23 protein-coding genes are annotated in these 22,449 nt (G+C 60.4%); 10 read left to right on the top strand and 13 right to left on the bottom strand.

Annotation, left to right across the window (positions count from 1 at the left end; translation table 11 throughout):
- Position 1 precedes the first annotated feature (1 nt).
- Positions 2-931: a polyprenyl synthetase family protein gene (locus AC27VO_RS12015; protein ID WP_488667011.1), complete on the bottom strand. Its 930-nt coding sequence runs from the start codon at positions 929-931 to the stop codon at positions 2-4.
- A gap of 210 nt (positions 932-1,141) precedes the next feature.
- Between AC27VO_RS12015 and rplU the strand changes: the two genes are divergently transcribed.
- From rplU to proB, 4 genes are all read left to right on the top strand, one after another.
- Positions 1,142-1,453 carry a 50S ribosomal protein L21 gene (gene rplU / locus AC27VO_RS12020; RefSeq protein WP_284335103.1) on the top strand — a complete coding sequence of 104 codons (312 nt, stop codon included), beginning with the start codon at positions 1,142-1,144 and terminating at the stop codon, positions 1,451-1,453.
- An 18-nt stretch (positions 1,454-1,471) separates the two neighbouring features.
- Positions 1,472-1,732, top strand: a complete 261-nt coding sequence (gene rpmA, locus AC27VO_RS12025; RefSeq protein WP_042416998.1) for a 50S ribosomal protein L27 — start codon at positions 1,472-1,474, stop codon at positions 1,730-1,732.
- 170 nt (positions 1,733-1,902) lie between these two features.
- Positions 1,903-2,976, top strand: coding sequence for an Obg family GTPase CgtA (cgtA, locus tag AC27VO_RS12030; RefSeq protein WP_488666952.1), 1,074 nt, complete (start codon positions 1,903-1,905; stop codon positions 2,974-2,976).
- Between the two features lie 79 nt (positions 2,977-3,055).
- Positions 3,056-4,192, top strand: a complete 1,137-nt coding sequence (gene proB / locus AC27VO_RS12035; RefSeq protein ID WP_488666953.1) for a glutamate 5-kinase — start codon at positions 3,056-3,058, stop codon at positions 4,190-4,192.
- A gap of 64 nt (positions 4,193-4,256) precedes the next feature.
- Here the strand turns inward: proB and AC27VO_RS12040 are convergent, their stop codons facing one another.
- Entirely contained in the window at positions 4,257-4,910 is a 654-nt protein-coding gene (locus AC27VO_RS12040) for an RNA pyrophosphohydrolase (protein ID WP_488666954.1), read from the bottom strand.
- A 91-nt stretch (positions 4,911-5,001) separates the two neighbouring features.
- On the opposite strand from AC27VO_RS12040, the gene AC27VO_RS12045 reads away from it, so the two are divergent.
- Positions 5,002-6,744: a proline--tRNA ligase gene (locus tag AC27VO_RS12045; protein ID WP_488666955.1), complete on the top strand. Its 1,743-nt coding sequence runs from the start codon at positions 5,002-5,004 to the stop codon at positions 6,742-6,744.
- A gap of 147 nt (positions 6,745-6,891) precedes the next feature.
- A complete protein-coding gene (locus AC27VO_RS12050; RefSeq protein ID WP_488666956.1) occupies positions 6,892-7,545 on the top strand; it encodes a lytic transglycosylase domain-containing protein in 654 nt (217 codons plus the stop codon).
- A gap of 103 nt (positions 7,546-7,648) precedes the next feature.
- On the opposite strand, the gene paeA is transcribed toward AC27VO_RS12050, so the two are convergent.
- From paeA to hemA, 5 genes are all read right to left on the bottom strand, one after another.
- Positions 7,649-9,094 (bottom strand): polyamine export protein PaeA, encoded by a 1,446-nt coding sequence (gene paeA, locus AC27VO_RS12055; RefSeq protein ID WP_488666957.1) that lies wholly within the window; start codon positions 9,092-9,094, stop codon positions 7,649-7,651.
- 208 nt (positions 9,095-9,302) lie between these two features.
- Positions 9,303-9,626, bottom strand: coding sequence for a Grx4 family monothiol glutaredoxin (grxD, locus tag AC27VO_RS12060; RefSeq protein ID WP_488666958.1), 324 nt, complete (start codon positions 9,624-9,626; stop codon positions 9,303-9,305).
- 53 nt (positions 9,627-9,679) lie between these two features.
- On the bottom strand, positions 9,680-10,543 hold the full coding sequence (gene prmC / locus AC27VO_RS12065; RefSeq protein ID WP_488666959.1) for a peptide chain release factor N(5)-glutamine methyltransferase: 864 nt from the start codon (positions 10,541-10,543) through the stop codon (positions 9,680-9,682).
- A gap of 61 nt (positions 10,544-10,604) precedes the next feature.
- Positions 10,605-11,687, bottom strand: coding sequence for a peptide chain release factor 1 (gene prfA / locus AC27VO_RS12070; RefSeq protein ID WP_488666960.1), 1,083 nt, complete (start codon positions 11,685-11,687; stop codon positions 10,605-10,607).
- Positions 11,688-11,789: 102 nt separating this feature from the next.
- Positions 11,790-13,085, bottom strand: a complete 1,296-nt coding sequence (gene hemA, locus AC27VO_RS12075) for a glutamyl-tRNA reductase (protein WP_488666961.1) — start codon at positions 13,083-13,085, stop codon at positions 11,790-11,792.
- A gap of 71 nt (positions 13,086-13,156) precedes the next feature.
- On the opposite strand from hemA, the gene AC27VO_RS12080 reads away from it, so the two are divergent.
- Positions 13,157-13,435, top strand: coding sequence for a hypothetical protein (locus tag AC27VO_RS12080; protein ID WP_488666962.1), 279 nt, complete (start codon positions 13,157-13,159; stop codon positions 13,433-13,435).
- Here the strand turns inward: AC27VO_RS12080 and AC27VO_RS12085 are convergent.
- Entirely contained in the window at positions 13,415-14,338 is a 924-nt protein-coding gene (locus tag AC27VO_RS12085; RefSeq protein ID WP_488666963.1) for a LysR substrate-binding domain-containing protein, read from the bottom strand. The two genes, AC27VO_RS12080 and AC27VO_RS12085, sit on opposite strands and share 21 nt — an antisense overlap.
- A 150-nt stretch (positions 14,339-14,488) precedes the next feature.
- On the opposite strand from AC27VO_RS12085, the gene AC27VO_RS12090 reads away from it, so the two are divergent.
- The 3 genes from AC27VO_RS12090 to AC27VO_RS12100 all read left to right on the top strand — a co-directional run bounded on the left by AC27VO_RS12090 (position 14,489) and on the right by AC27VO_RS12100 (position 17,518).
- Positions 14,489-15,472 (top strand): tripartite tricarboxylate transporter substrate binding protein BugE, encoded by a 984-nt coding sequence (locus AC27VO_RS12090; RefSeq protein ID WP_488666964.1) that lies wholly within the window; start codon positions 14,489-14,491, stop codon positions 15,470-15,472.
- Positions 15,472-16,374 (top strand): N-formylglutamate amidohydrolase, encoded by a 903-nt coding sequence (locus tag AC27VO_RS12095; RefSeq protein ID WP_488666965.1) that lies wholly within the window; start codon positions 15,472-15,474, stop codon positions 16,372-16,374. The genes AC27VO_RS12090 and AC27VO_RS12095 overlap by 1 nt, the downstream gene beginning before the upstream one ends.
- Positions 16,375-16,546: 172 nt before the next feature.
- Complete coding sequence (locus AC27VO_RS12100) at positions 16,547-17,518, top strand: Bug family tripartite tricarboxylate transporter substrate binding protein (RefSeq protein WP_488666966.1); 972 nt, start codon at positions 16,547-16,549, stop codon at positions 17,516-17,518.
- A 195-nt stretch (positions 17,519-17,713) separates the two neighbouring features.
- Here AC27VO_RS12100 and ugpQ read toward each other — a convergent pair whose 3' ends face one another.
- The 5 genes from ugpQ to ugpA all read right to left on the bottom strand — a co-directional run bounded on the left by ugpQ (position 17,714) and on the right by ugpA (position 22,317).
- Positions 17,714-18,490, bottom strand: coding sequence for a glycerophosphodiester phosphodiesterase (gene ugpQ, locus AC27VO_RS12105; RefSeq protein ID WP_488666967.1), 777 nt, complete (start codon positions 18,488-18,490; stop codon positions 17,714-17,716).
- 146 nt (positions 18,491-18,636) lie between these two features.
- The gene (locus tag AC27VO_RS12110) at positions 18,637-19,344 is read right to left on the bottom strand and encodes a glutathione S-transferase family protein (protein ID WP_488666968.1); all 708 of its coding nucleotides are present in this window, start codon (positions 19,342-19,344) and stop codon (positions 18,637-18,639) included.
- A 173-nt stretch (positions 19,345-19,517) separates the two neighbouring features.
- Complete coding sequence (locus AC27VO_RS12115; RefSeq protein ID WP_488666969.1) at positions 19,518-20,525, bottom strand: sn-glycerol-3-phosphate import ATP-binding protein UgpC; 1,008 nt, start codon at positions 20,523-20,525, stop codon at positions 19,518-19,520.
- A gap of 59 nt (positions 20,526-20,584) precedes the next feature.
- Positions 20,585-21,433: a sn-glycerol-3-phosphate ABC transporter permease UgpE gene (ugpE, locus tag AC27VO_RS12120; protein WP_488666970.1), complete on the bottom strand. Its 849-nt coding sequence runs from the start codon at positions 21,431-21,433 to the stop codon at positions 20,585-20,587.
- A gap of 2 nt (positions 21,434-21,435) precedes the next feature.
- Positions 21,436-22,317 (bottom strand): sn-glycerol-3-phosphate ABC transporter permease UgpA, encoded by an 882-nt coding sequence (gene ugpA, locus AC27VO_RS12125; protein WP_488666971.1) that lies wholly within the window; start codon positions 22,315-22,317, stop codon positions 21,436-21,438.
- Positions 22,318-22,449 lie beyond the last annotated feature (132 nt).

Below are 22,449 nucleotides of genomic sequence, written 5' to 3' on the forward strand. Positions count from 1 at the left end.
GTCATGTGCGTCGCAACAACAGTTGGGCTGCCAGCTGTTCCATCGCTTGTGTGTAGGCGTTGTCTGGCAACAACTGAAGGGCCTCAATGGCGCGCATGGCTTCATCGTGTGCGGCCTGGCGTGTGGCGTCCAAGGCGCCGGTGCTCTTGACGATACGCAAGATGCTGGGCAACTGCTCGGTTGACCCTTGTTCAATGGCCTGTCGTACTACCTGTGCATCTTCCGTGCTGGCGCGCTGCATGGCGATGATGAGGGGGAGGGTGCATTTCCCTTCGCGCAGATCATCCCCAAGGTTCTTACCCATCTCGTGCGCATCACCATCGTAGTCCAGCACGTCATCAATGATCTGGAACGCGGTGCCCAGCGCCTGGCCGTAGGTGGCGCAGGCGGCCTCTACTTCGGGCGTTGCCTGGGCCAAGATGGCTGCAATCTGCGTGCTGGCTTCAAACAACTTGGCTGTTTTGGAGCGGATAACGTTCAGATACCCAGCTTCATCCAGCGAGGCATCGTGCGTGTTGATCAACTGCTGAACTTCACCTTCGGCAATGATGTTGGTGGCATCCGAGAGCACTTGCAGGATGCGCATATTCCCGGCCTCCACCATCATTTGGAAGGAGCGTGTGTGCAGGAAATCGCCAACCAGCACACTGGCCGGATTGCCAAATGACTCGTTGGCCGTAGGGCGACCGCGGCGCATGGTGGACTCGTCGACCACATCATCGTGCAGCAGTGTGGCGGTATGGATCAGCTCCACAACCGTTGCCAGTGCATGCTTGGTGGGGTTGGAGTCGCCCAGGGCATTGCTCACCATCAGCAGCAGAGCGGGGCGCAAGCGCTTGCCGCCCGCTGCAATGATGTAGTGGGAAATCTGGCCGATCAGGGGGACGCTGGTTGTCAGTCGCTGGGCGATGACGCGATCCATCGCCTGCATGTCGTCGGCAATCAGGGCGAGTGGATTGGGGGTGTGAGTTGCTGTATTCAAGGTAATGCCACCGAGAGAGTCGCCAATTATAGGAAGAGGTTCCGGATGTCCGAGTGGGAATAAGGTTGAGGCAGCGACGGGAAAAGGTGTTTATGCGTACAATAGCGGGCTTCCGTGGAAATTCGTCTGCGGAGACTCGAGAATCGAAAGAGGTTTTACATGTACGCGGTCATAAAAACCGGCGGCAAACAGTATCGTGTTGCTGCTGGCGAAAAAATCAAGGTAGAACAGATTGCTGCGGACGTAGGCCAGGAAATCGTGATCGACCAAGTTTTGGCAGTCGGCAACGGCGCAGAACTGAAGGTTGGCACACCCCTGGTGTCCGGCGCATCTGTGAAGGCAACTGTGGTTGCTCACGGCAAGCACGACAAAGTACGCATCTTCAAACTGCGTCGTCGTAAGCACTACGCCAAGCACCAAGGCCATCGCCAGCAGTTCACTGAACTGCAAATCGTGGCGATTGCCGCTTAATTCCCAAGGAGCTAAGTCATGGCACAGAAAAAAGGCGGCGGCTCTACGCGCAACGGTCGTGATTCCAAGCCAAAAATGCTTGGTGTGAAGGCCTTCGGTGGTGAACTGATCAGCGCTGGCTCGATCATCGTTCGTCAACGTGGTACCAAGTTCCACCCCGGCACCAATGTTGGTATCGGCAAGGATCACACTTTGTTTGCTTTGGTTGACGGCCACGTGTCTTTTGACACGAAGGGCGCTTTGTCCAAGCACACTGTCAGCATCACGCCTGCTGCTTAATTTAAGCAACAAGCGTCATCTGACGATCACAAAGCCCCGATGCGTCGGGGCTTTGTTGTTTTCACAAGGGCGGCAATGTCCTTGTATAGCAGGCGAAGGATGTCCTTGGCTTATGCTTTTGGATCGGCACGCAGCGTGCTGGTCTCTCTAATGAATCACGGGAAAGCCTCATGAAGTTCGTCGATGAAGCCTATATTGAAATTGCCGCGGGCGATGGTGGTAATGGCGCAGCCACGTTCCGACACGAAAAATACAAGGAATTCGGCGGACCCGACGGAGGTGACGGCGGCCGTGGTGGCCACGTATTTGCCGTGGCCGATGTGAATTTGAATACACTGATTGACTACCGTTACTCGCGCCGCCATGAAGCGGAGCGTGGTGAAAACGGTATGGGTAATGATATGTTTGGCGCAGCGGGTAAAGACATCACGCTGCGCTTGCCAGTGGGCACCATCATCAGTGATGAAGCCACGGGCGAGGTCCTGCATGAGTTGCTGAACCCCGGCGAGAAGATCGTGCTGGCCCAGGGTGGTGATGGCGGTTTTGGCAACTTGCGTTTCAAGAGCGCGATCAACCGCGCGCCCCGCCAAAAAACACCCGGTCGTGCGGGTGAGCGCTTCAGCCTGAAGCTGGAGCTGAAGGTGCTGGCCGATGTGGGTCTGCTGGGCATGCCCAATGCGGGCAAGTCGACGTTCATCTCGTCGGTGTCCAACGCACGCCCCAAAATTGCGGACTACCCTTTCACCACCTTGCACCCCAATCTGGGTGTGGTGCGCGTGGGGCCAGAGCAAAGCTTTGTGATCGCCGACATCCCCGGTTTGATCGAAGGCGCCTCCGACGGTGCCGGTCTGGGTCACCAGTTCCTGCGCCATCTGCAGCGTACCCGCTTGCTGCTGCATATTGTGGATCTGGCACCGTTTGACGAGAGCGTGGACCCGGTCGAGCAGGCCAAGGCCATTGTGCAAGAGCTGAAAAAGTACGACGAAGAACTCTACAGCAAGCCGCGCTGGCTGGTGCTCAACAAGCTGGACATGGTGCCGCAGGAAGAGCGCGCCGCCAAGGTCAAGGACTTTGTGAAGCGCCTGAAGTGGAAGGGCCCGGTGTTTGAAATTTCGGCCCTGGCACGCGAGGGTACGGAGCGTCTGGTGCAAGACATCTTCAAGCACGTGCATGTGGTGCAGAAGGCTGAGCAGCCGCAGGAAGCGGAGTACGATCCCCGTTTTGCGGGCCATGCGCCCGAGTGAAACGCAGTTCTGCTGCTTCTTGATTAATAGCTACTAGCGCTTTGTGCATAAGCGCTAGAGCCATAAAAAGCTCTAAATCATGTCTTCCCGTGTTTTGCAAGATGCGCGTCGCATCGTGGTCAAGGTCGGCTCCAGTTTGGTGACCAATGAAGGCCGTGGCCTGGATGAAGGCGCTATTGAAGAATGGTCGCGCCAGCTGGCGGCCCTGGTGCACGGTGACGACGGCCTTCGCCGTGAAGTGATCATGGTGTCCAGCGGCGCAGTGGCCGAAGGCATGAAACGCCTGGGCTGGGCCACACGACCCAAAGAAATTCACGAGCTGCAGGCAGCGGCGGCGGTGGGCCAAATGGGCCTGGTGCAGATGTACGAGACCAAGCTGCGCAACCACCAGGTGGGCAGCGCACAGGTTTTGCTGACGCACGCGGACCTGGCCGACCGTGAGCGCTATCTGAACGCACGCTCCACTTTGTTGACCCTGCTCAAACTGGGTGTGGTGCCGGTGATCAATGAAAACGACACCGTGGTCAACGATGAAATCAAGTTTGGCGACAACGACACCCTGGGTGCTTTGGTGGCAAATTTGGTGGACGCCGATGCCTATGTGATCTTGACCGACCAAAAAGGCCTGTACACGGCAGACCCACGCCGCAACCCCGATGCCCAGTTTGTGCACGAGGCGCAAGCCGGTGATGTGACGCTGGAAGCCATGGCTGGCGGTGCGGGCTCCAGCATTGGCAAGGGCGGCATGCTCACCAAGATTTTGGCGGCCAAGCGCGCAGCGGGTTCAGGGACATCGACCGTGATTGCCTGGGGGCGTGAACCCAATGCGCTGCTGCGCTTGACGCAAGGCGAAGCCATTGGCACCTTGCTGGTGGCGCCGACCCACAAAAACCAGGCGCGCAAACAATGGATTCGTGACCATCTGCAGATGCGTGGATCGGTCACCATCGATGCCGGCGCCGTGCTGAAACTGCGCGATGAAGGCAAGAGCCTGTTGCCTGTGGGTATGGTGGCAGTGGACGGCGACTTCTCCCGCGGTGATGTGATCGCCGTGCGCAACGCTGCCGGGGATGAAGTGGCGCGGGGCTTGGCCAACTACTCCAGCGCCGAGGCGCGTTTGCTGTGCAAGCATGCCTCGTCCGATGTGGAACAGTTGCTGGGTTACCGCGGCGAGCCCGAGATGGTGCACCGAGACAATATGGTGGTGCTGCACTGAACTGCGCCGCTGGCTGGTACATAAAAAATCCCGCAATGCTGTGAGGCATGCGGGATTTTTGTATTCAGCGCTGGTTGGCGTCGTTTTGCGGGTCCGGGTCAAAACTGGCACCCGGTGGTAGTTCCATGCCCGGGTTTTGCATCAGACCATGGCTGCGCAAAGTGGGGGCGGGGAGCGGCGCCATTTCAGGCTGGCCCTCGCGTGGTCGCATGCCGCTGCGCAGGTAGCGATTGCGTTGCTGCTCGTTGCGCGGCACGTAGCGGGCCAATTCAGTCAACGCCATTTCGTAGACGCCGCGTTTGAACTCCACCACCACATCCAGTGGTACCCAGTAATCGTTCCAGCGCCAGGCATCGAACTCTGGGTGATCGGTAGCACGCAGGTTCAAGTCCCAGTCCTGACCGAGCAACTGGAGCAAGAACCAGATTTGCTTCTGGCCTTTGTAATGACCTCGCGCATCGCGGCGTATATAACGATCCGGCACCTCGTAGCGCAACCAGTCCCTTGTTCTTGCGACCACGCGAACGTGGTTGGGCTTGAGCCCCACTTCCTCATGCAGTTCACGGAACATGGCCTGCTCGGGGGTTTCGCCCCGATCAATGCCACCTTGCGGAAACTGCCAGCTGTGGGTACGAATTCGTTTGCCCCAGAACACCTGGTTCTTCTGGTTGAGCAGGATGATGCCGACGTTCGGGCGAAATCCGTCCCGGTCAAGCATAATCGAACCCCAATTTCTATATTGCGTTCATTATGCACGGCAGTCTGTGCCCAGCCAAACTGCCGCAGCTTTATCCCGCTCTCTCTGCCTCATGAAAGCCTCCCAATTTCTCATCTCCACCCTCAAAGAAGCTCCGGCCGATGCCGAAGTGGTCAGCCACAAGCTCATGATGCGGGCTGGCATGATCAAAAAGTTGGGTGCTGGCATCTACAACTACATGCCTATGGGCCTGCGCGTGATTCGCAAGGTCGAAGCCATCGTGCGCGAGGAAATGAACCGCGCCGGTGCCATTGAAACCACCATGCCTGTGGTGCAGCCTGCGGAGCTGTGGCAAGAAACAGGTCGCTTCGAAAAGATGGGCCCTGAGCTGCTGCGCATCCAAGATCGCCATGGCCGTGACTTTGTGATCCAGCCCACTTCCGAAGAAGTGGTGACGGATATTGCCCGCCAGGAGTTCAAGAGCTACAAGCAGCTGCCCAAGAACCTCTACCAAATTCAGACCAAGTTCCGCGACGAGCGCCGTCCGCGCTTTGGCCTGATGCGTGGCCGTGAGTTCATCATGAAGGACGCGTACTCCTTCGATAAAGACCGCGACGCCGCCCAGATCAGCTACCAGACCATGCGCGAAGCCTATCAGCGCATCTTCAACCGCTTTGGCCTGCAGTTCCGTGCCGTGCGTGCTGACAGCGGTGCCATTGGTGGTGATTTGAGCGAAGAATTCCAGGTGATCGCTTCCACCGGTGAAGACGCCATCGTTTACTGCCCGAACAGCGATTACGCCGCCAACATCGAAAAGGCGGAAGCCCTGGCGCCTGCGCAGGCCCGCCCTGCCGCTGCCAAGGCCATGGAAAAAGTGGCTACGCCCGGCAACAGCACTTGCGAAGCCGTGGCGACCCAGCTGGGTCTGTCTTTGCAGCAGACAGTGAAATCGCTGGTGCTGGCCACCGACGAGCTGGATGACAAGGGCATCATCGTCAAGACGCAAGTCTGGCTGCTGCTGCTGCGCGGCGACCACGACATGAACGAGATCAAGGTGGGCAAGGTCGACGGCTTGGCCAACTTCCGCTTTGCCTCCGTGCCTGAGATCGAAGAGCACTTCGGTTGCAAGCCCGGCTATCTGGGCCCCATCAACCTGAAGAAGCCCGTAAACGTCGTGGTGGACCGTGAAGTCGCCGTGATGGCCGACTGGGTGTGCGGTGCCAACGAGGAAGACTTCCACATCACCGGCGTGAACTTTGGCCGTGACCTGCCCGAGCCTGCTCTGGTGGCCGACCTGCGCAATGTGGTGGCGGGCGACAAGTCGCCGGATGGCAAGGGTGAGCTGGCGATTGAGCGCGGTATCGAAATCGGTCACGTGTTCTACCTGGGCACCAAGTACTCCAAGGCCATGGATGCCACTTTCTTGGGTGACAACGGCAAGCCCCAGCACTTCGAAATGGGCTGCTACGGCATTGGCGTGACACGCTTGCCTGCTGCCGCCGTGGAGCAAAACCACGACGAGCGCGGCATGATCTGGCCCGATGCGATTGCGCCTTTCACCGTGGTGATCTGCCCCATCGGCATGGGCCGCAGCGAAGCGGTGAAGGAAGAAGCCTTCAAGCTGTACAACGCACTGTTGGCGCTGGGCGTGGATGTGATCTTGGACGACCGCGATGAGCGCCCCGGCGCCATGCTGGCCGATTGGGAGCTGATTGGCGTGCCGCACCGTGTGGTGCTGGGTGACCGTGGTTTGAAAGAAGGCGTGGTCGAGTACCAGGCCCGCCGTGATACCGAAGCCACCAAGATTGCCCCCGCCGATGTGCTGGCGCATCTGAAAGCCAAGCTGGGTCTGTAAACCCGCTGCGCACTGGGCCACACCCGTGCGCGCTGTGCATGAAAAGGCAGCCGAAGCTGCCTTTTCGCATTGCTGGGCCGATGAATCTGGGCGACACTGCGTGTTTGGTGTTTCGCACCCACTCTAACTATTCACACCCAAACGACTATGAGGGAGTCTTCCGGATCGACCATCACGCGCCGCCACTGGCTGGGTGCGGTGGCTGCCTGTGCAGCCAGCGCTGCTGTGCCTGGTGCGTGGGCGGGGGCGCAGCTGGAAGAGCCTTTGGCCGACGCGGTGCGCAGCGCCTTGAGCGCTGCGGTGGGCGACCTGGCACCGCCTGAGCCCTGGTTTACGTCCACCGATGCGCGCATGGAGTATTTGCGCTGGCTGACGACCATGAGCGATCGTCTGCACCGCCGCATGCCGGACTGGGAAGTGCGGCGCGACTTCTTGCAGACGGTCTGGTATGAGGCCAAGCGCTCCGGGCTGGAAGTGTCGCTGGTGCTGGGGTTGATTCAGGTCGAGAGCGGGTTCCGCAAGTTCGCCGTGTCGGTGGCCGGTGCGCGTGGGTTCATGCAGATCATGCCGTTCTGGACACGGGTGATTGGCGACGGTGATCCGGGCACGCTGTTTCACATGCAGACCAATCTGCGCTTTGGCTGTGTGATCTTGCGCCACTACCTGGAGCGCGAGCGTGGCGATTTGTTCATGGCGCTGGGGCGCTACAACGGCAGCCGCGGTAAAGATAAATACCCGAACCTGGTGCTGGGGGCGCAAAAACAATGGCTGTTTGACCCGAACGCGCCGCGCAAGGTGTGACGCTTTATTTTGTGAGCGGCTTGCGCTTAAAGAAAAAGGACTTCAGAGTGTTTTATCTCTGAAGTCCTTTGTTTATGTGCGCTAGGTGCTCTGCTTTTTAGGCTCAGGGCACGCTGGGCGTTTCAGGCTGCGGCGTGGCCGCTGGCTGGCCAGCAACTGGTGTGGCTGCCGGTGGGGCAGGGGGCACGTCAGGCTCGGTGGCGGCAACCGCTGCCACGGCCGACAGGGCGGACGCCGGATGCTGCAGCACCTGGCCATCGCTGTCACGCAGGCGGGTGACCAGCACCTGGTCGATGCGGTAGCTGTCGACGTCCATCACCTCAAAGCGGTAGCCGCCCCAATCCACGCTGTCGGTGCGGCGTGGAATACGGCGCAGCATTAGCATCAAAAAGCCAGCCAGCGTTTCGTACTCTTCCTCGTTGGGCAGGGCCGCCAGATCGAGTGCGCGCATCACGTCGTCGATCGGGGTGACGCCATCAATCAGCCAGGAGTTTTCATCGCGCTGGATGATTTGCTCTTCATCGTCTGCGGTGACCAGATCGCCCATCACCGTGCTCATCACATCGTTGAGGGTGACCACGCCCACGACCAGGCTGTACTCGTTCAGGATGACGGCAAAGTCTTCGTGTGCCTGCTGGAACTGGTCCAGCACCTCGGCCAGCGTGTTCTTCTCGGGCACCAGCAAGATCTTGCGGATCAGACTGTCGTCCTGCAGCGAGATGGGCTGGTTGTTCAGCACGCGCTGGAACAGGTCCTTGGCATCCACATAGCCGACCACGTGGTCAATGTCGCCCTCGCACACGGGGTAGGTGGAGAAGGGCTCTTCGGCAATGCGTGCGCGGATCACGTGGTCCGGGTCATCGCGCAGAAAGTAGGCCACGCTGTCGCGCTGTGTCATGGCCGAAGCCACGGTGCGCGTATCCAGCTCAAAGATGTTGGCAATGGCCTGTTGTTCGCGCTCGGCCAGCACCCCGGCACGGGCACCGTCTTCGGTCATGGCCAGAATGTCGTCCGAGGTGATTTGCTCATTGCGTTTGTCGGGCAGGCCCAGCAAACGAATGACGGCATCGGTGATGCGGCCGTAGAACCAGACGATGGGCTTGAACAGCGTCATGCAAAACTGCATGGGGCGCAGCACGCGCAGCAGCAGGCGCTCGGGCTCCACCATGCTCAAACGGCGCGGCAGCAAGTCAGCAAACAAAATGAACAGCGAGGTGATGATGAAGAACGAAATCACCGAACCCAGGTTCTGCGCCATGTTCTCAGGCATCCACCAAGCCAAGATGCCAGCCAAGGTACTGCTCAGGGCACTCTCACCGACGATACCGCCCAAAATGGCGATGGCGTTTTGGCCCACTTGCACCACGGTGAAGTAGTCACCGGGTTGCTCTTGCAGCTGAATGGCTTTTTCTGCGCGGGGGTCGCCATCGTCTGCCATCTGTCGCAAGCGCAGACGGCGGGAAGCAGCCAAGGAAATCTCGGCCACGGCTACGAAGGCGCTGGCAGCAATCAGCAACGCAATGATGAGCAGGCTTTGGGTGAGTGTCATAAGTCAGTGGAATGGCTGGTGACGGCCGAGTGTCCCCATTGTGCATGCCTCCTTCGCATGCCGGCATTCAAGAACGCCCCGTGCCGCTGCCCTGCGGCCGAGAACGAAAAAACCGCCCACAGGGGCGGTTTTGGATAAAGCAGGGGCCATACCAGCCAAACTGGTCATTGGAGTTGGCAGTGGACCCAGTGTGTGCATGTGGCAGGGATCAGGCTTCGCCGTTGATCACTTGCTGCAGCTCACCGGATTCATACATTTCCATCATGATGTCCGAGCCGCCGATGAATTCGCCCTTGACGTACAGCTGGGGAATGGTGGGCCAGTTGCTGTAGTCCTTGATGCCTTGGCGAATTTCCTGGTCTTCCAAGACATTCACGGTGGAGATGGCCTTGGGGTCTACGCCACAGGCCTTCAGAATTTGAATGGCGCGGCCAGAGAAGCCGCACATGGGGAAGCTGGCGCTGCCCTTCATGAACAGCAGGATGTCGTTGTTCTTGACCAGTTGGTCGATGCGTTGTTGTACGTCGCTCATGGGGTTCTCCTTGCAGGGGAGCCGGTGTTGTCCACACCAGGCAATCTACGTGATTATTTCACTGTCTCGCCACAGTTGGCGTTTGGCGGGATTTGGCCACCCGTGCAACGGGCAATTCCAGCCAGATCCTGGCGGCTGTGCACCTGGGCAAAACCGGCGGCGCGCAGCAGTTGCTGCACCGGCTCGGCCTGGTCCCAGCCGTGCTCCAGCAGCAGCCAGCCACCGGCCTTCAGGTGCGCAGGGGCCTGGGTGATGAGGGCGCGGATGTCGTCCAGGCCGTCGGCACCGCTGGTCAGCGCGTGGCGGGGCTCGTGGCGCAGGGCCGGCATGTGCGCATCATCTTCGCGGATGTAGGGCGGGTTGCTGGCAATCACGTCAAACACACCGTCGACCTGCTGCAGCCACGAGGACTGAACAAAACGCACGGGCAGCTGCAGGCGCTGGGCATTGGCCGCCGCCACATCCAGCGCATCCTGGCTGAAGTCCACGGCGGTGACCGTTGCATCCGGGCGCTGGCTTTGCACCGCCAGCGCAATGGCGCCGCTGCCGGTGCCCAGGTCGATGATGGTGGGTGAAACGGTTTTTTCAACCACGTCCAGCACCCATTCCACCAGCGTCTCGGTGTCTGGGCGCGGATCAAGCACACGGGCATCCACCTGCAGCGGCAGGCCGAAAAATTCTTTGCAGCCTGTGAGGTAGGCCACAGGCACGCCATCCAGCCGCTGCACACACAGATTTTCAAACTGGGTGAGCTGCGCAGGCGTCAGCACATCGCTGTCGTGCGTGAGCAGCCAGGCGCGGCCCGCACCGGGCTGGCCCAGCACATGCAGCAGCAGCATTTGCGCATCAATGCGCGCCATGCCGCGGTGGTGGGCTTGGAGCAGGGCTTGCTGCAAAGTGGTGGTGCTGGAGTTCACGTTTTGATAGCTGTTAGCGCTGGTGGAATAAGCGTTAGAGGGTGATTTGGCTTGAAATTTATTAAGCGTTCACTTCCAGCTCGGCCAGCAATTCGGCCTCGCGGGCGTGCTTGAGCGCCTCGATCACATCGCCCAAGTCACCTTCCATGATGTTCAGCAGCTTGTACAGCGTCAGGTTGATGCGGTGGTCGGTCAGGCGGCCTTGTGGAAAGTTGTAGGTGCGAATGCGGTCGCTGCGGTCGCCCGAGCCAATCAGGCCCTTGCGCAGCGCGGCTTCCTTGGCTTCGCGCTCCTTGCGCTCTTTTTCCTGGATACGTGCCTGCAGCACTTGCAGGGCCTTGGCCTTGTTGCTGTGCTGGCTGCGGCCGTCCTGGCACTCGGCCACGATGCCGGTGGGAATGTGCACCACGCGCACGGCCGAGTCGGTCTTGTTGATGTGCTGGCCACCGGCGCCGCTGGCGCGGAAGGTGTCGATGCGCAAGTCGGTCGGATTCAGCGTGATGGCCACGGTCTCGTCGGGCTCAGGCATCACCGCCACGGTACAGGCGCTGGTGTGGATGCGGCCCTGGGTTTCGGTGGCAGGCACGCGTTGCACGCGGTGGCCGCCCGACTCAAAGCGCAGCGCACCGTAGGCGTTCTCGCCCTCAATGCGCAGCACCACTTCCTTGTAGCCGCCGATTTCGCTTTCGTTGGCAGACATGATCTCCACCTTCCAGCCCACGTTGGCGGCGTAGCGGGTGTACATGCGGGCCACGTCACCGGCAAACAGTGCCGATTCATCGCCGCCTGTGCCAGCGCGGATTTCCACATAGGCGGGGCGGGCGTCGTCGGGGTCTTTGGGCAGCAGCAGGCGCTGCAACTCGTCTTCGAGCTTGATCAGCTCCGCCTCGCCGTTGGTGATCTCTTCCTGCGCCATCTCGGCCATGTCCGGGTCGTTCAGCATCTCGCGGGCGGTGACCAGGTCAGCCTCGCACTGCTGGTAGCGCGCATAGCGGCCTGCCACGGCGGTCACGTCCGCGTGTTCGCGCGAGATGGTGCGGTACTTTTGCATATCGCCCATGATGTCTTCTCGCGAGAGCAGAAAGTCCAGTTCTTCAAGGCGCTGGGCAAAGCGCTCCAGCTGGGTGCGCAGGAATGGTTTCATGTCAGTCTTTAAGAGAGGCGCTACGCAAAAGGTAGCTGGTAGCGCTTGCTAGATAAGCGCTAGAGGCTGATTTGGCTGTGAAAGCCGGGGCGCGCAGCGGCGCTAACGCTGGCCGGGCTTGCCGGGGCGCAGAAACAGTTTGGAGACGGTGTCCACCGTCTGGGCACGCTCTAGCTCTGTGCCCTTGTGCAGCGCGGCCAGGGTGCCGTGCAGCATTTTTTGCGTCAAGCCGCGCGACAGGGCGTCCAGCACGGCATCCATGTCTTCGCCCTTGGCCAGCAGCTTTTTGGCGCGGCTGATTTCGGCCATGCGCCATGCGTCGGTTTGTGCGTTCAGCTGCTGAATGAATGGCACCACGCCGCCCTGGGCGCGCTGGTTCATCCATTGCATGAAGTTGTGCACGCCCGCGTCGATGATGACTTCGGCCTCGGCCACGGTGGCCTGGCGCTGGGCCTGGGCGGTGCGCACCACGGTGGCCAGATCGTCCACGGTGTACAGGTACACGTCGCGCAGGTCTTTGACTTGCGGCTCAATGTCGCGCGGCACGGCCAAGTCCACCATGAACATAGGGCGGTGCTTGCGCTTTTTGAGCGCGGTCTCAATGGCACCCAGGCCAATGATGGGCAGGCTGGAGGCGGTGCAGCTGATGATGGCGTCGTACTCGTGCAGGTGCTCTGGAATCTCGGCCAGCGGCATCACGCTGGCACCCAGGCGGGTGGCCAGCTTCTCACCGCGCTCCATGGTGCGGTTGGCAATGGTGATGTGCGCAGGGTTTTTGGCTGCAAAGTGGGCCGTGGCCAGCTCAATCATCTCGCCCGCGCCCACAAACAGGATGCGGATTTTGCTCAGGTCTTCAAACAGCTGACCGGCCAGGCGCACGGCGGCGGCGGCCATGGAGATGCTGTGCTCGCCAATCTCGGTAGAGCTGCGCACTTCCTTGGCAACGGCAAAGCTGCGCTGGAAAAGCTGGTTCAGCGTGGAGCCCAGGGCGCCAGCTTCTTCGGCGGCGCGCACGGCATTCTTCATCTGGCCCAGAATCTGGGTTTCGCCCAGCACCATGGAATCCAGCCCCGAAGCCACACGGAAAGCGTGGCGCGCCACGGAGCCGTCTTCCAGCAGATAAGAGTGCGAGCGCAGCACATCGGCGGTGACGCCACCGGACTGGGCCAGCCAGCCCAGTGTGTGTTCCAGCGCCGGGGCGCCCGCGGCGCAGTAAATCTCGGTGCGGTTACAGGTGGAGAGGATGGCGGTTTCCACCTCGGGGTGGCGGGTTGCGCTGGACAACGCGGTGCGCAGCCCCTGTAAAGTAGGGGCGATTTGGTCGATCGCAAATGCAAAACGGCCCCGTAAATCCAACGGTGCCGTGTTGTGGTTGATGCCGAGTGCCCAGACTGCCATGGGTTGGATTATAAAATTTGTGCAGCTTTTGCGCTGTTCTGTTGATCAAAGACTTGATCTGCGTCATTTCCATGCCTGCACTTGACTTCCTGATTCACCTGTTGAGCTTTGTTGCACCAGCCTTTTTCCTAGGGGTGGTGCTGTCTGTGGGGGCACGTCTGGTGTGGCGCAAAAGAACGCACTTGCTTCCTTGGTATCACATGGCCAGCGTGAATATGCTGCTGGGCATTTTGGTGCTGGCGCTGGGCCTGGTGCTGCTGGGCCAAGACGGGCGCATGGGCACTTATGCGGTGCTGGTGCTGGTCATGGGCAGCTGCCAGTGGCTGATGTCAGGCGGCTGGCGCGCCTGAGGCCTGCGGCTGGCGCTGTGCATCTGCCTGCGCTTGTGCCAGCAACCAGTGGCGAAAGTCCTGCAGCGCATGCGAAGCAGGCCGCGCGGCGGGCTGGCACAGGAAGTAGCCGCGTTCAATCTGAAAAGGCCTGTGAATGGGAATGGCGACACGGCCGGCGGCCAGATCGTCTTCAATCAGGCAGCACTGCACCACCGCCACGCCCATGCCGGCAATGACGGCCTGCACCAACATGCCCACCAGCTCAAAATCAGCCGCCGGGGCCGGATAGGGGCCATCGCAACCCATTTTTTCAAACCAGCGGGCCCAGTTGTCTGGGTAATTGGTGTGCGCCAGCAGCGGGCGGCGCAGCAAATCCTGCGGGCGGCAGATGCTCAGCGCATCGTGGGGGCGGCAAATGGGCACCAGGTCGCGGCCCACCAGGTAGTCGGCATGCAAGGTGTCGGGAAACGGCATGGCGCCAATGCGGATCCAGGCGTCAATGTCGGGCGACGTCAGGGCGTCGTCGCGCCGGTATGGCGCAAACGACAGCACTGTGCCCGGGTGCTGGGCGGTGAAATCCGGCAGGCGCGGAATCAGCCAGTGGCTGAACAGTGTGGGCGGCATGGACAGGCGCACATGCCGTCCTTCGCGCTTGCGGCGCATGGCTTGGGTGGCAGATTCGATGGTGAAGATGGCCGGGCCAATCGCGTCCAGGTACTGGCGGCCCGCTGTGGTCAGCACGCTGCGGCGGCCCTGGCGCTCGAACACGGCAAAACCCAGGTGTTCTTCCAGCCGTGCGATCGAGCGGCTGATGGCCCCTTGTGTGACCTGCAGGGCATCGGCCGCCTGCGTGTAGCTGCCCAGGCGGGCTGCCTGGGTAAAAGCGTGGAGTTCGGAGATCGATGGAGACTGCAGACGCATAGGGGCAGCGGTGGTGGGGCAGCAAGAGCGGGTCTGAATTATTACCTTTGGTAATGCATTCTTGTCTTTTTGTCCCTTTTCAGCACAGCGCTACCTGCCAAAGAATGCGTGCATTCTGCTCATACCCTTTTCCCCTTCGAAGGAGAACCCATGAATTTGCGCCGTACCCTGCTCTCGACCGTGGCTGCCGCTGCAGCTTTGACCACTTTGGCGCCTGCCTCGTGGGCCGCTGACAACTACCCCAGCCGTGCGGTTCGACTGGTGGTGCCCTTTGGAGCCGGTGGCTCCACCGACATCGTGGCCCGCTTGCTGGCCGACAAGATGGGGCCCATCCTGGGTCAGGCCGTGGTGATTGAGAACAAGGGCGGCGCGGGCGGCTCCATTGGTGCGGCGGAAATCGCCAAGGCAGCGCCGGACGGCTACACCATCGGCATGGCCACGGTGTCCACGCACGGTGCCAATCCGGCCATCATGAGCAAGCTGCCCTATGACGCGAAGAAAGACTTTGCGCCCATTACCAATGTGATGGCGGTGCCCAGCGTGTTCGTGGTGCACCCCAGCGTGCCTGCCAAGACCATGCAGGAGTTCGTTGCATTGGCCAAGAAGGAACCTGGCAAGTACACCTTTGCCTCGCCCGGCACGGGCTCGCTGGGCCATGCCAATATTGAAAACTTCATGAACTTGGCCGGTATTGAACTGCTGCATATCCCGTACAAGGGTGCCGGCCAGGCGCTGAACGATGCGCTGGGTGGCCAGGTGAATGCGATGACCGATAACTTGTCGTCCTCGCTGACCAACATCAAGGCGGGCAAGCTGCGCCCGCTGGCGGTGCTGGCACTCAAGCGCGCTGAAGTGCTGCCCGATGTGCCCACCTACACCGAAATGGGTTATGCCCAGATGGGTGATGGCGGCTGGTTTGGTCTGGTGGCCCCCGCTGGCACCCCCAAGGCCATCATTGACAAGCTGAACGCAGCGGCCCACAAGGCCATGCAAGACCCCAGCTATCTGCAAAAGCAAAAAGAAATTGCGGGTGAAGGCATGGCCAACACCCCTGAAGAGTTTGCCAAGCAGATCGATGCGGCCATTGCCCGCTACACCGCTGTGGCCAAGCGTGCCAACATCAAAATTGATTGATGCAAGACTTGTCTGACTTTTTGAAGCCCCGCCCGGATGCGCCAGTGCTGGTGCATCCGCCGCAGGGCGGCGTGCTGCCGCTGGTGTGCGACTCACCCCACAGCGGCACGGCCTACCCGGCCGACTTTGGCGTGGTGGTGCCCATGGCGCTGCTGCGCCGGGGGGAGGACTCGCTGGTGCACACGCTGTGGGAGCAATGGCCCCAGCACGGCGCCACGCTGATAGAGGCCACGTTTCCGCGCACCTACATTGATCCGAACCGCGAGGAAGAAGACATCAACCCCGCGATGCTCGATGGCGCATGGCCGCAGCCTTTGACGCCCAGCGTCAAAACGCAGCAGGGTTTGGGGCTGATTTGGGAAAAGATCAACCAGGCGGGGCAGTCCACGCCCATGTATGACCGCAAGCTCAGCGTGGCCGAGGTGCAGCAGCGCATTGCGCACTACTGGCGCCCCTATCACGCGGCACTGGCCCAGGCCATCCGCTGGAGCGTGGAGCGTTTTGGCGGTGTGTGGCACATCAATCTGCATTCCATGCCCAGCGATGTGTATGCCCGCCTGGGAACGCCTGACAAGCAACTGGCCGACTTTGTGCTGGGTGACCGCGACGGCACCACCTGCGACCCCGCCTTCATTCACTTGATTGGCGAGACCTTGCAGGCCCAGGGCTACAGCGTGACCTACAACGAGCCGTACAAAGGTGTGGCGCTGATTGGCCGCATTGGCCAGCCTGCGTACCACCGGCACAGCCTGCAAATTGAGATCAACCGCAAGATCTATCTGCAGGAAGACACGCGCGAGCCCAATGCCCACTTTGCCCAGGTGCAACAGCATTTGCAGCAAGTGATGCGCGTGGTGGCTGACTACGTACGCAGCCAGCAAGCCTTCTTGCCGCCGCATTGACCGCAGCTGTGCGGTGATTGAATTGGGATGGACTGGTGCATGGCACCGGTCCATTTTTTTGCCTGTCGCCTGCGTTGCCGCGATCGGCGGCTGCCGCTCTCTAGAATGCGCGCCAAAGTGGCTCGCACAGTGATGCGGCCCGTCCAATCACTACAAGGAGGAGAGAGGCACTATGGCATTCACACTACGCACCGGCCTGGCGGCCCTGGCATGTTTGGCGGCGGTCGCCAGCGCACAGGCACAGGATTTCCCGAGCAAACCCATTCGCATCGTCATGGGCTTCCCGGCAGGTGGTCCGCTGGATCAGCATGCGCGTTTGCTGTCAGACAAGCTGCAGGCCGAGCTGGGACAGCCCATTGTGATGGACTACAAACCCGGTGCCGGTGGCACGCTGGGCGCGCAGGACGTGATGAAGGCACCTGCTGACGGTCACACACTGATGATCGCCAACACCGGCGTGATGGTGATCAATCCCGCGCTCTACCCCAAGCTACCTTACCAGACGCTGCGCGACTTCACACCGATTGCGCGCACCGCCATGCAGCCGCTGGCGCTGCTGGTCAGCAACGACATGCCAACCAAGACGCTGCCGGAATTCATCAGCTATGCCAAGGCCAACCCAGGCAAGGTGAACTTCGGCTCGGCCGGCAATGGCGGCATCAGCCATCTGGTACCCGAGATGCTCAAGACCGAAGCGGGCATCGACATGATGCACATCCCCTACAAAGGAAGCGCACCCGCGTTCACCGACTTGATGGGTGGCCAGGTGCAGTTCATGGCCGAAAGCATTCCGCAGGCAGCGTCCTATCACAAGCAAGGCAAGGTGCGCGCGCTGGCGGTGACCAGCAAGACGCGCAATCCCGCGTTGCCAGACATTCCGACCGCCATGGAAGCTGGCCTCAAGGGCTTTGAAGTGGTGGGCTTTTACGGCTTTTTGGCGCCAGCAGGTACGCCCAAGCCCGTGGTGGACCGCCTGAGCCAGGCCTTCCAGAAAGTGATGGAGAACCCCGAGCTGCGCGAGCGTATGGTCAGCCAGGGCGCGAACCCTGACTTCATGGGCGCAGATGCCTTTGCCAAGTACCTGAGCGCCGAAATGCCGCGCTGGGCCAATGCGGTGAAAGCTTCAGGCACCAAGATGGATTGAACGTGGCGCGCGCTACCGTGTGGCGCACGCCCATGCAAAAGGCCTTCCTGACGAGGAAGGCCTTTTTTTGTAGCTGCCCAGGGGCGGGGACCCCTAATTTTGAAAATTTGGTAGCTGCTAGCGCATGTATTGCAATGGTTTCAATGCTTTATTGCTTTGAATGCATTTATTGATAAGCGCAAACAGCTCTGTTTTTTACAGTGTGGCGCCAGTCTGCGCGGGGCTGAACAGGTCCACGCGGTCGGTGATGATGCCGTCTGTGCCCAGGTCGATCAGGCGCTGCGCGGCCCATTCATCGTTCACGGTGTAGCTGCTGCAACGCAGGCCAGCGCCGTGCACCTTGGCGACCAGCGCTGGGTTCCACAGCGCGTGGTTCAGCACCATGGCGCTGCAGTCCAGATCCAGGGCGATCTGCAGATCGGCGTCCCCTGTGCCGTCGGCAAACTTGTCCACCAGCAGGCCGCGGGGAATGTGGGGCGCCACTTCCTTGGCACCTTGCAGCGATTCGGGCTTGAACGAGGTGAACAGCGGTGCCACTTCCGTCTGGGGCCAGATGCGGTTCATCAATGCGCCACAGGCGCGGCCGGTTTCCAGCTCCTGGCCGGGTGTGGGCTTGATTTCCACATTCAGGTGCAGGTGGTTGGCCAGGCACCAACGGGCCAGCGCCTCCAGCGTGGGCAGTTGCTCGCCCGCATAGGCGCGCGAATGCCAGCTGCCGGCATCGAGCTGGGCAATCTCGCCCATGGTCAGATCGCCGCCCGTGCCTTGGGCGTTGGTGGTGCGGTTGAGGGTGGCGTCGTGCATCAAAAACAGCACGCCGTCTTGGCTCAGCTTGGCATCACACTCAAAGAAGCGGTAGCCGTGCAGCGCACCCAGGCGGAAGGCGCTCAGGGTGTTTTCAGGGGCCAGCTTGCCAGCGCCGCGGTGGGCTACCCAACGGGGGTAAGGCCAAGGTTTCAGAGTGGTAGTCATGACATGGAGGGCAGCCAACGCAGCTGCCAGAAAGACGAGTCAACGGTGCTGCAATGGTACTGCGCAGCAGTGGCGTCTGGGCGAAGAAGACGTGTGCCAAATCACCCCTGTAGGGGCTCCAGCGCTGGAGCCCACATGCAGGTTTCTTAGGGTTGGCTGGGTGGTACGACAGGGATGTGGTGGGCGCGCTGAACGGCCGGTCGCGCCATGAAGCGTTCAAAGTACGCCGGCACATTGCGCAGCTGGTGCCAGCCGATCAGATCGGCCCCCTTGTAGTACTCGATCATGCCGTGCAACCAAGGGCCCATGGCGATGTCCGCGATGGAGTAGTCATCTACCAGCCATTCCCGGCCTTCCAGGGCACCGTCCAGCACTTTCAGCAGACGCTCGCACTCTGCGCGGTAGCGCTCGCGCGGAATCGGGTCTTGCACGGCCTTGCCTGCATAGTGGTGGAAGAAGCCAAACTGCCCGAACATGGGGCCGATGCCGGACATCTGGAACATCAGCCATTGCGTGATTTCCCATTTTTTGCTGGCAGGCATGAACTGCCCCGACTTGTCGGCCAGATACAGCAAGATGGCTCCGCTTTCGAACAGCGCCAAGGGCTTGCCGCCCGGGCCGTCCAAATCGAGGATGGCCGGAATCTTGCGGTTGGGGCTGACACTGGCGAAGGCAGGGGTTTGCTGGTCTTTGGCGGCGAAGTCCACCAGGAACGTGTCGTAGGGCAGACCTGTTTCCTCCAGCATCAACGACACCTTCACGCCATTGGGCGTGGGGTAGGAGTAGAGCTGGATGGCCTTGTCATTCACAGGCGGCCAGTACAAGGTGCTGGGAAAATCTGGGAAGGTGCGCATGGCAGTGCAAGCAGGAATGGAAAGCCTTGTTTATGCCATGCTGCCGAGAAGCCCTGATGGGTCTCAGGTGTTTGACGGCCGAGCGGCCAGCGGCGTCTGACAGTGAGCGATAAGCGCAAAAAAAAGAGAACCCTGAGGCTCTCTTTGGGATGGTGCTCGCAGCACGCCGCGATTTAGACGCGCTTGCCTGTTTCTGCGTTGAACCAATGCAGGCGGTCGTCGCGGGCCGAAATGCGGGTGGTTTCGCCGGGCTTGGGATAGGGCTTGCCTTCTTCCACGCGCACGGTCACGTCTTCTTCACCCACCTTGCCGTACAGCAGGCGCTCGGCGCCCAGCAGTTCCACAGTGTGGACCTTGAATTCCACGCCACCGGCTTCGACCAGGTCGATGTGCTCAGGGCGGATACCCAGGATCAGGCCTGGCTTGCCGTTGGGAGAATTCTTCAGCAGGTTCATGGGGGGCGAGCCGATGAAGCTGGCCACAAAGGTGGAAGCGGGCGTGTGGTAGACCTCTTCGGGGGTGCCGAATTGCTCGACGTTGCCGCCGTTCATTACCACCATGCGCTGGGCCAGTGTCATGGCTTCCACTTGGTCGTGGGTCACGAACAGGCTGGTAATACCCAGTTCAGCGTGCAGCTTCTGGATTTCCAGGCGGGTCTGGCCGCGCAGCTTGGCGTCCAGGTTGGACAGCGGCTCGTCAAACAGGAATACCTGAGGCTGGCGCACGATGGCGCGGCCCATGGCCACGCGCTGGCGTTGACCGCCGGACAGCTGGCGGGGCTTGCGATCCAGCAGGTGGCTCAGCTCCAAAATTTTGGCAGCCTTGTCCACGCGGCGCTTGATTTCGTCAGCGGGCACCTTGGCGAGCTTCAGGCCATAGGCCATGTTCTCGTAGTTGCTCATGTGCGGGTACAGCGCGTAGTTCTGGAACACCATGGCGATGTTGCGCTTGGCAGGTTCCAGATCGTTGACTTTCTTGTCGCCAATCAGCAGATCGCCGTCGGTGATTTCTTCCAGACCGGCAATCATGCGCAGCAGGGTCGATTTGCCGCAGCCCGAAGGGCCAACCAGCACGATGAATTCGCCGTCCTTGATTTCAACGTCGATGCCGTGAATCACGGGCACGGCCGTCTTGCCTGTGCCGTAGCGCTTGATGATGTTCTTTAAAGAGATGGATGCCATGACAGGTCTTCCAAGTATTCGTTCAATGGGTCAAAAGAGGGTGGATGTGGCAGCGGGGATTACTTTTCGGTATCCACCAAGCCTTTGACAAACCACTTTTGCATCAGGATCACCACAGCCGTAGGGGGCAGCATGGCCAGGATGGCGGTGGCCATCACAATGTTCCAGTCCACAGCGGCTTCACCGCCCGCCAGCATGCGCTTGATACCGATCACCACGGGGTACATGTCTTCCGAGGTGGTCATCAGCAGTGGCCACAGGTACTGGTTCCAGCCGTAGATGAACTGGATCACGAACAGGGCAGCGATGGAGGTCTTGGACAAGGGCACCAGGATGTCCTTGAAGAAGCGCATGGCGCCAGCGCCGTCAATGCGGGCGGCTTCCACCAGCTCATCCGGCACCGTCAGGAAGAACTGACGGAACAGGAACGTGGCGGTGGCCGAGGCGATCAGCGGCAGCGACAAGCCGGCGTAGCTGTTGAGCAGGCCCAACTCCGCCACCACCTTGTAGGTGGGCAGAATGCGCACTTCCACGGGCAGCATCAGGGTCAGGAAAATGGCCCAGAAGCACAGCATCTTGAAGGGGAAGCGGAAGTACACGATGGCAAACGCGGACAGCAGCGAGATCGCGATCTTGCCCACGGTGATGATCATGGCCACCACAAAGCTCACCCACATCATGTTCACGACATTGGTGTTGGAGCCGAGCTTGCCGGAGCCGAGCAGCGCTTCATTGTAGTTTTCCCACAGGTGGGCACCGGGCAGCAGCGGCATGGGCGACTGCACGATGGCATCGGCCGTGTGGGTGGATGCGACCAGTGCCAGATACAGCGGGAAGGCCACAATGGCAACGCCGAGGATCAGTACGGCGTGCGAGAGGATAGTCAGCCAGGGATTGCGGTCAACCATGATCAGTACTGCACTTTCTTTTCAACATAGCGGAACTGGATCACGGTCAGTACGACCACGATGAACATAAGCACTACGGACTGGGCTGCGGAGCCGCCGAGGTCCAGCGCCTTGAAGCCATCGTGGTAGACCTTGTAGACCAGAATCGAGGTCGATTGGCCAGGGCCGCCCTGGGTGGCTGCGTCAATGATGCCGAAGGTGTCAAAGAACGCGTAGACGATATTGATCACCAGCAGGAAGAAGGTGGTGGGCGAGAGCAGTGGCAGCTGGATATTCCAGAAACGGCGCCAGGGGCCTGCACCATCGATGGAGGCCGCTTCGATCAGCGCCTTGGGAATGGATTGCAAGCCTGCCAGGAAGAACAAGAAGTTGTACGAAATCTGTTTCCACACCGAAGCGATCACCACCAGGGCCATGGCCTGGTTGTCGTTCATCAGGTGGTTCCACTCGTAGCCGAGTTTGCCCAGGTAATACGTCACCACTCCGATGGAGGGGGAGAACATGAAGACCCACAGCACACCGGCGATGACGGGTGCGACGGCGTAAGGCACGATCAGCAAGGTCTTGTAGACCATGGCAAAGCGGATGATGCGATCCGCAAAAATCGCCAGCATCAGGGAAATCGCAATACCGATACCAGCCACCAGCACCGAGAACAGGGCGGTGCGCTGGAAAGAATTCAGGTAGGTGGGGTCATCCAGCAGGTGGCGGAAGTTGTCCAAACCCACCCATTCACTGGACAGACCAAATGCATCTTCCATTTGGAAGGACTGCAAGATGGCTTGGCCAGCAGGCCAGAAGAAGAAAATCGCAATGATGAGCAGCTGGGGCATGATCAATGCCCAAGGGAGCCATTGCGATCGGAAAAGTACGCGTTTTTCCATGATGGTCACAAAATAAAAAACCGCCGGAGCCTATGACAGCCGCGGAGGAAAGTGAGATGCATCGCGTGGTGCGGACTGAATTCGCGTCAAAACGAACAAAGTCGAAACACTACATGTAATCGAATGTGCGCG

The sequence above is a fragment of the Comamonas sp. 14P8.1.4 genome (genome assembly GCF_057799285.1).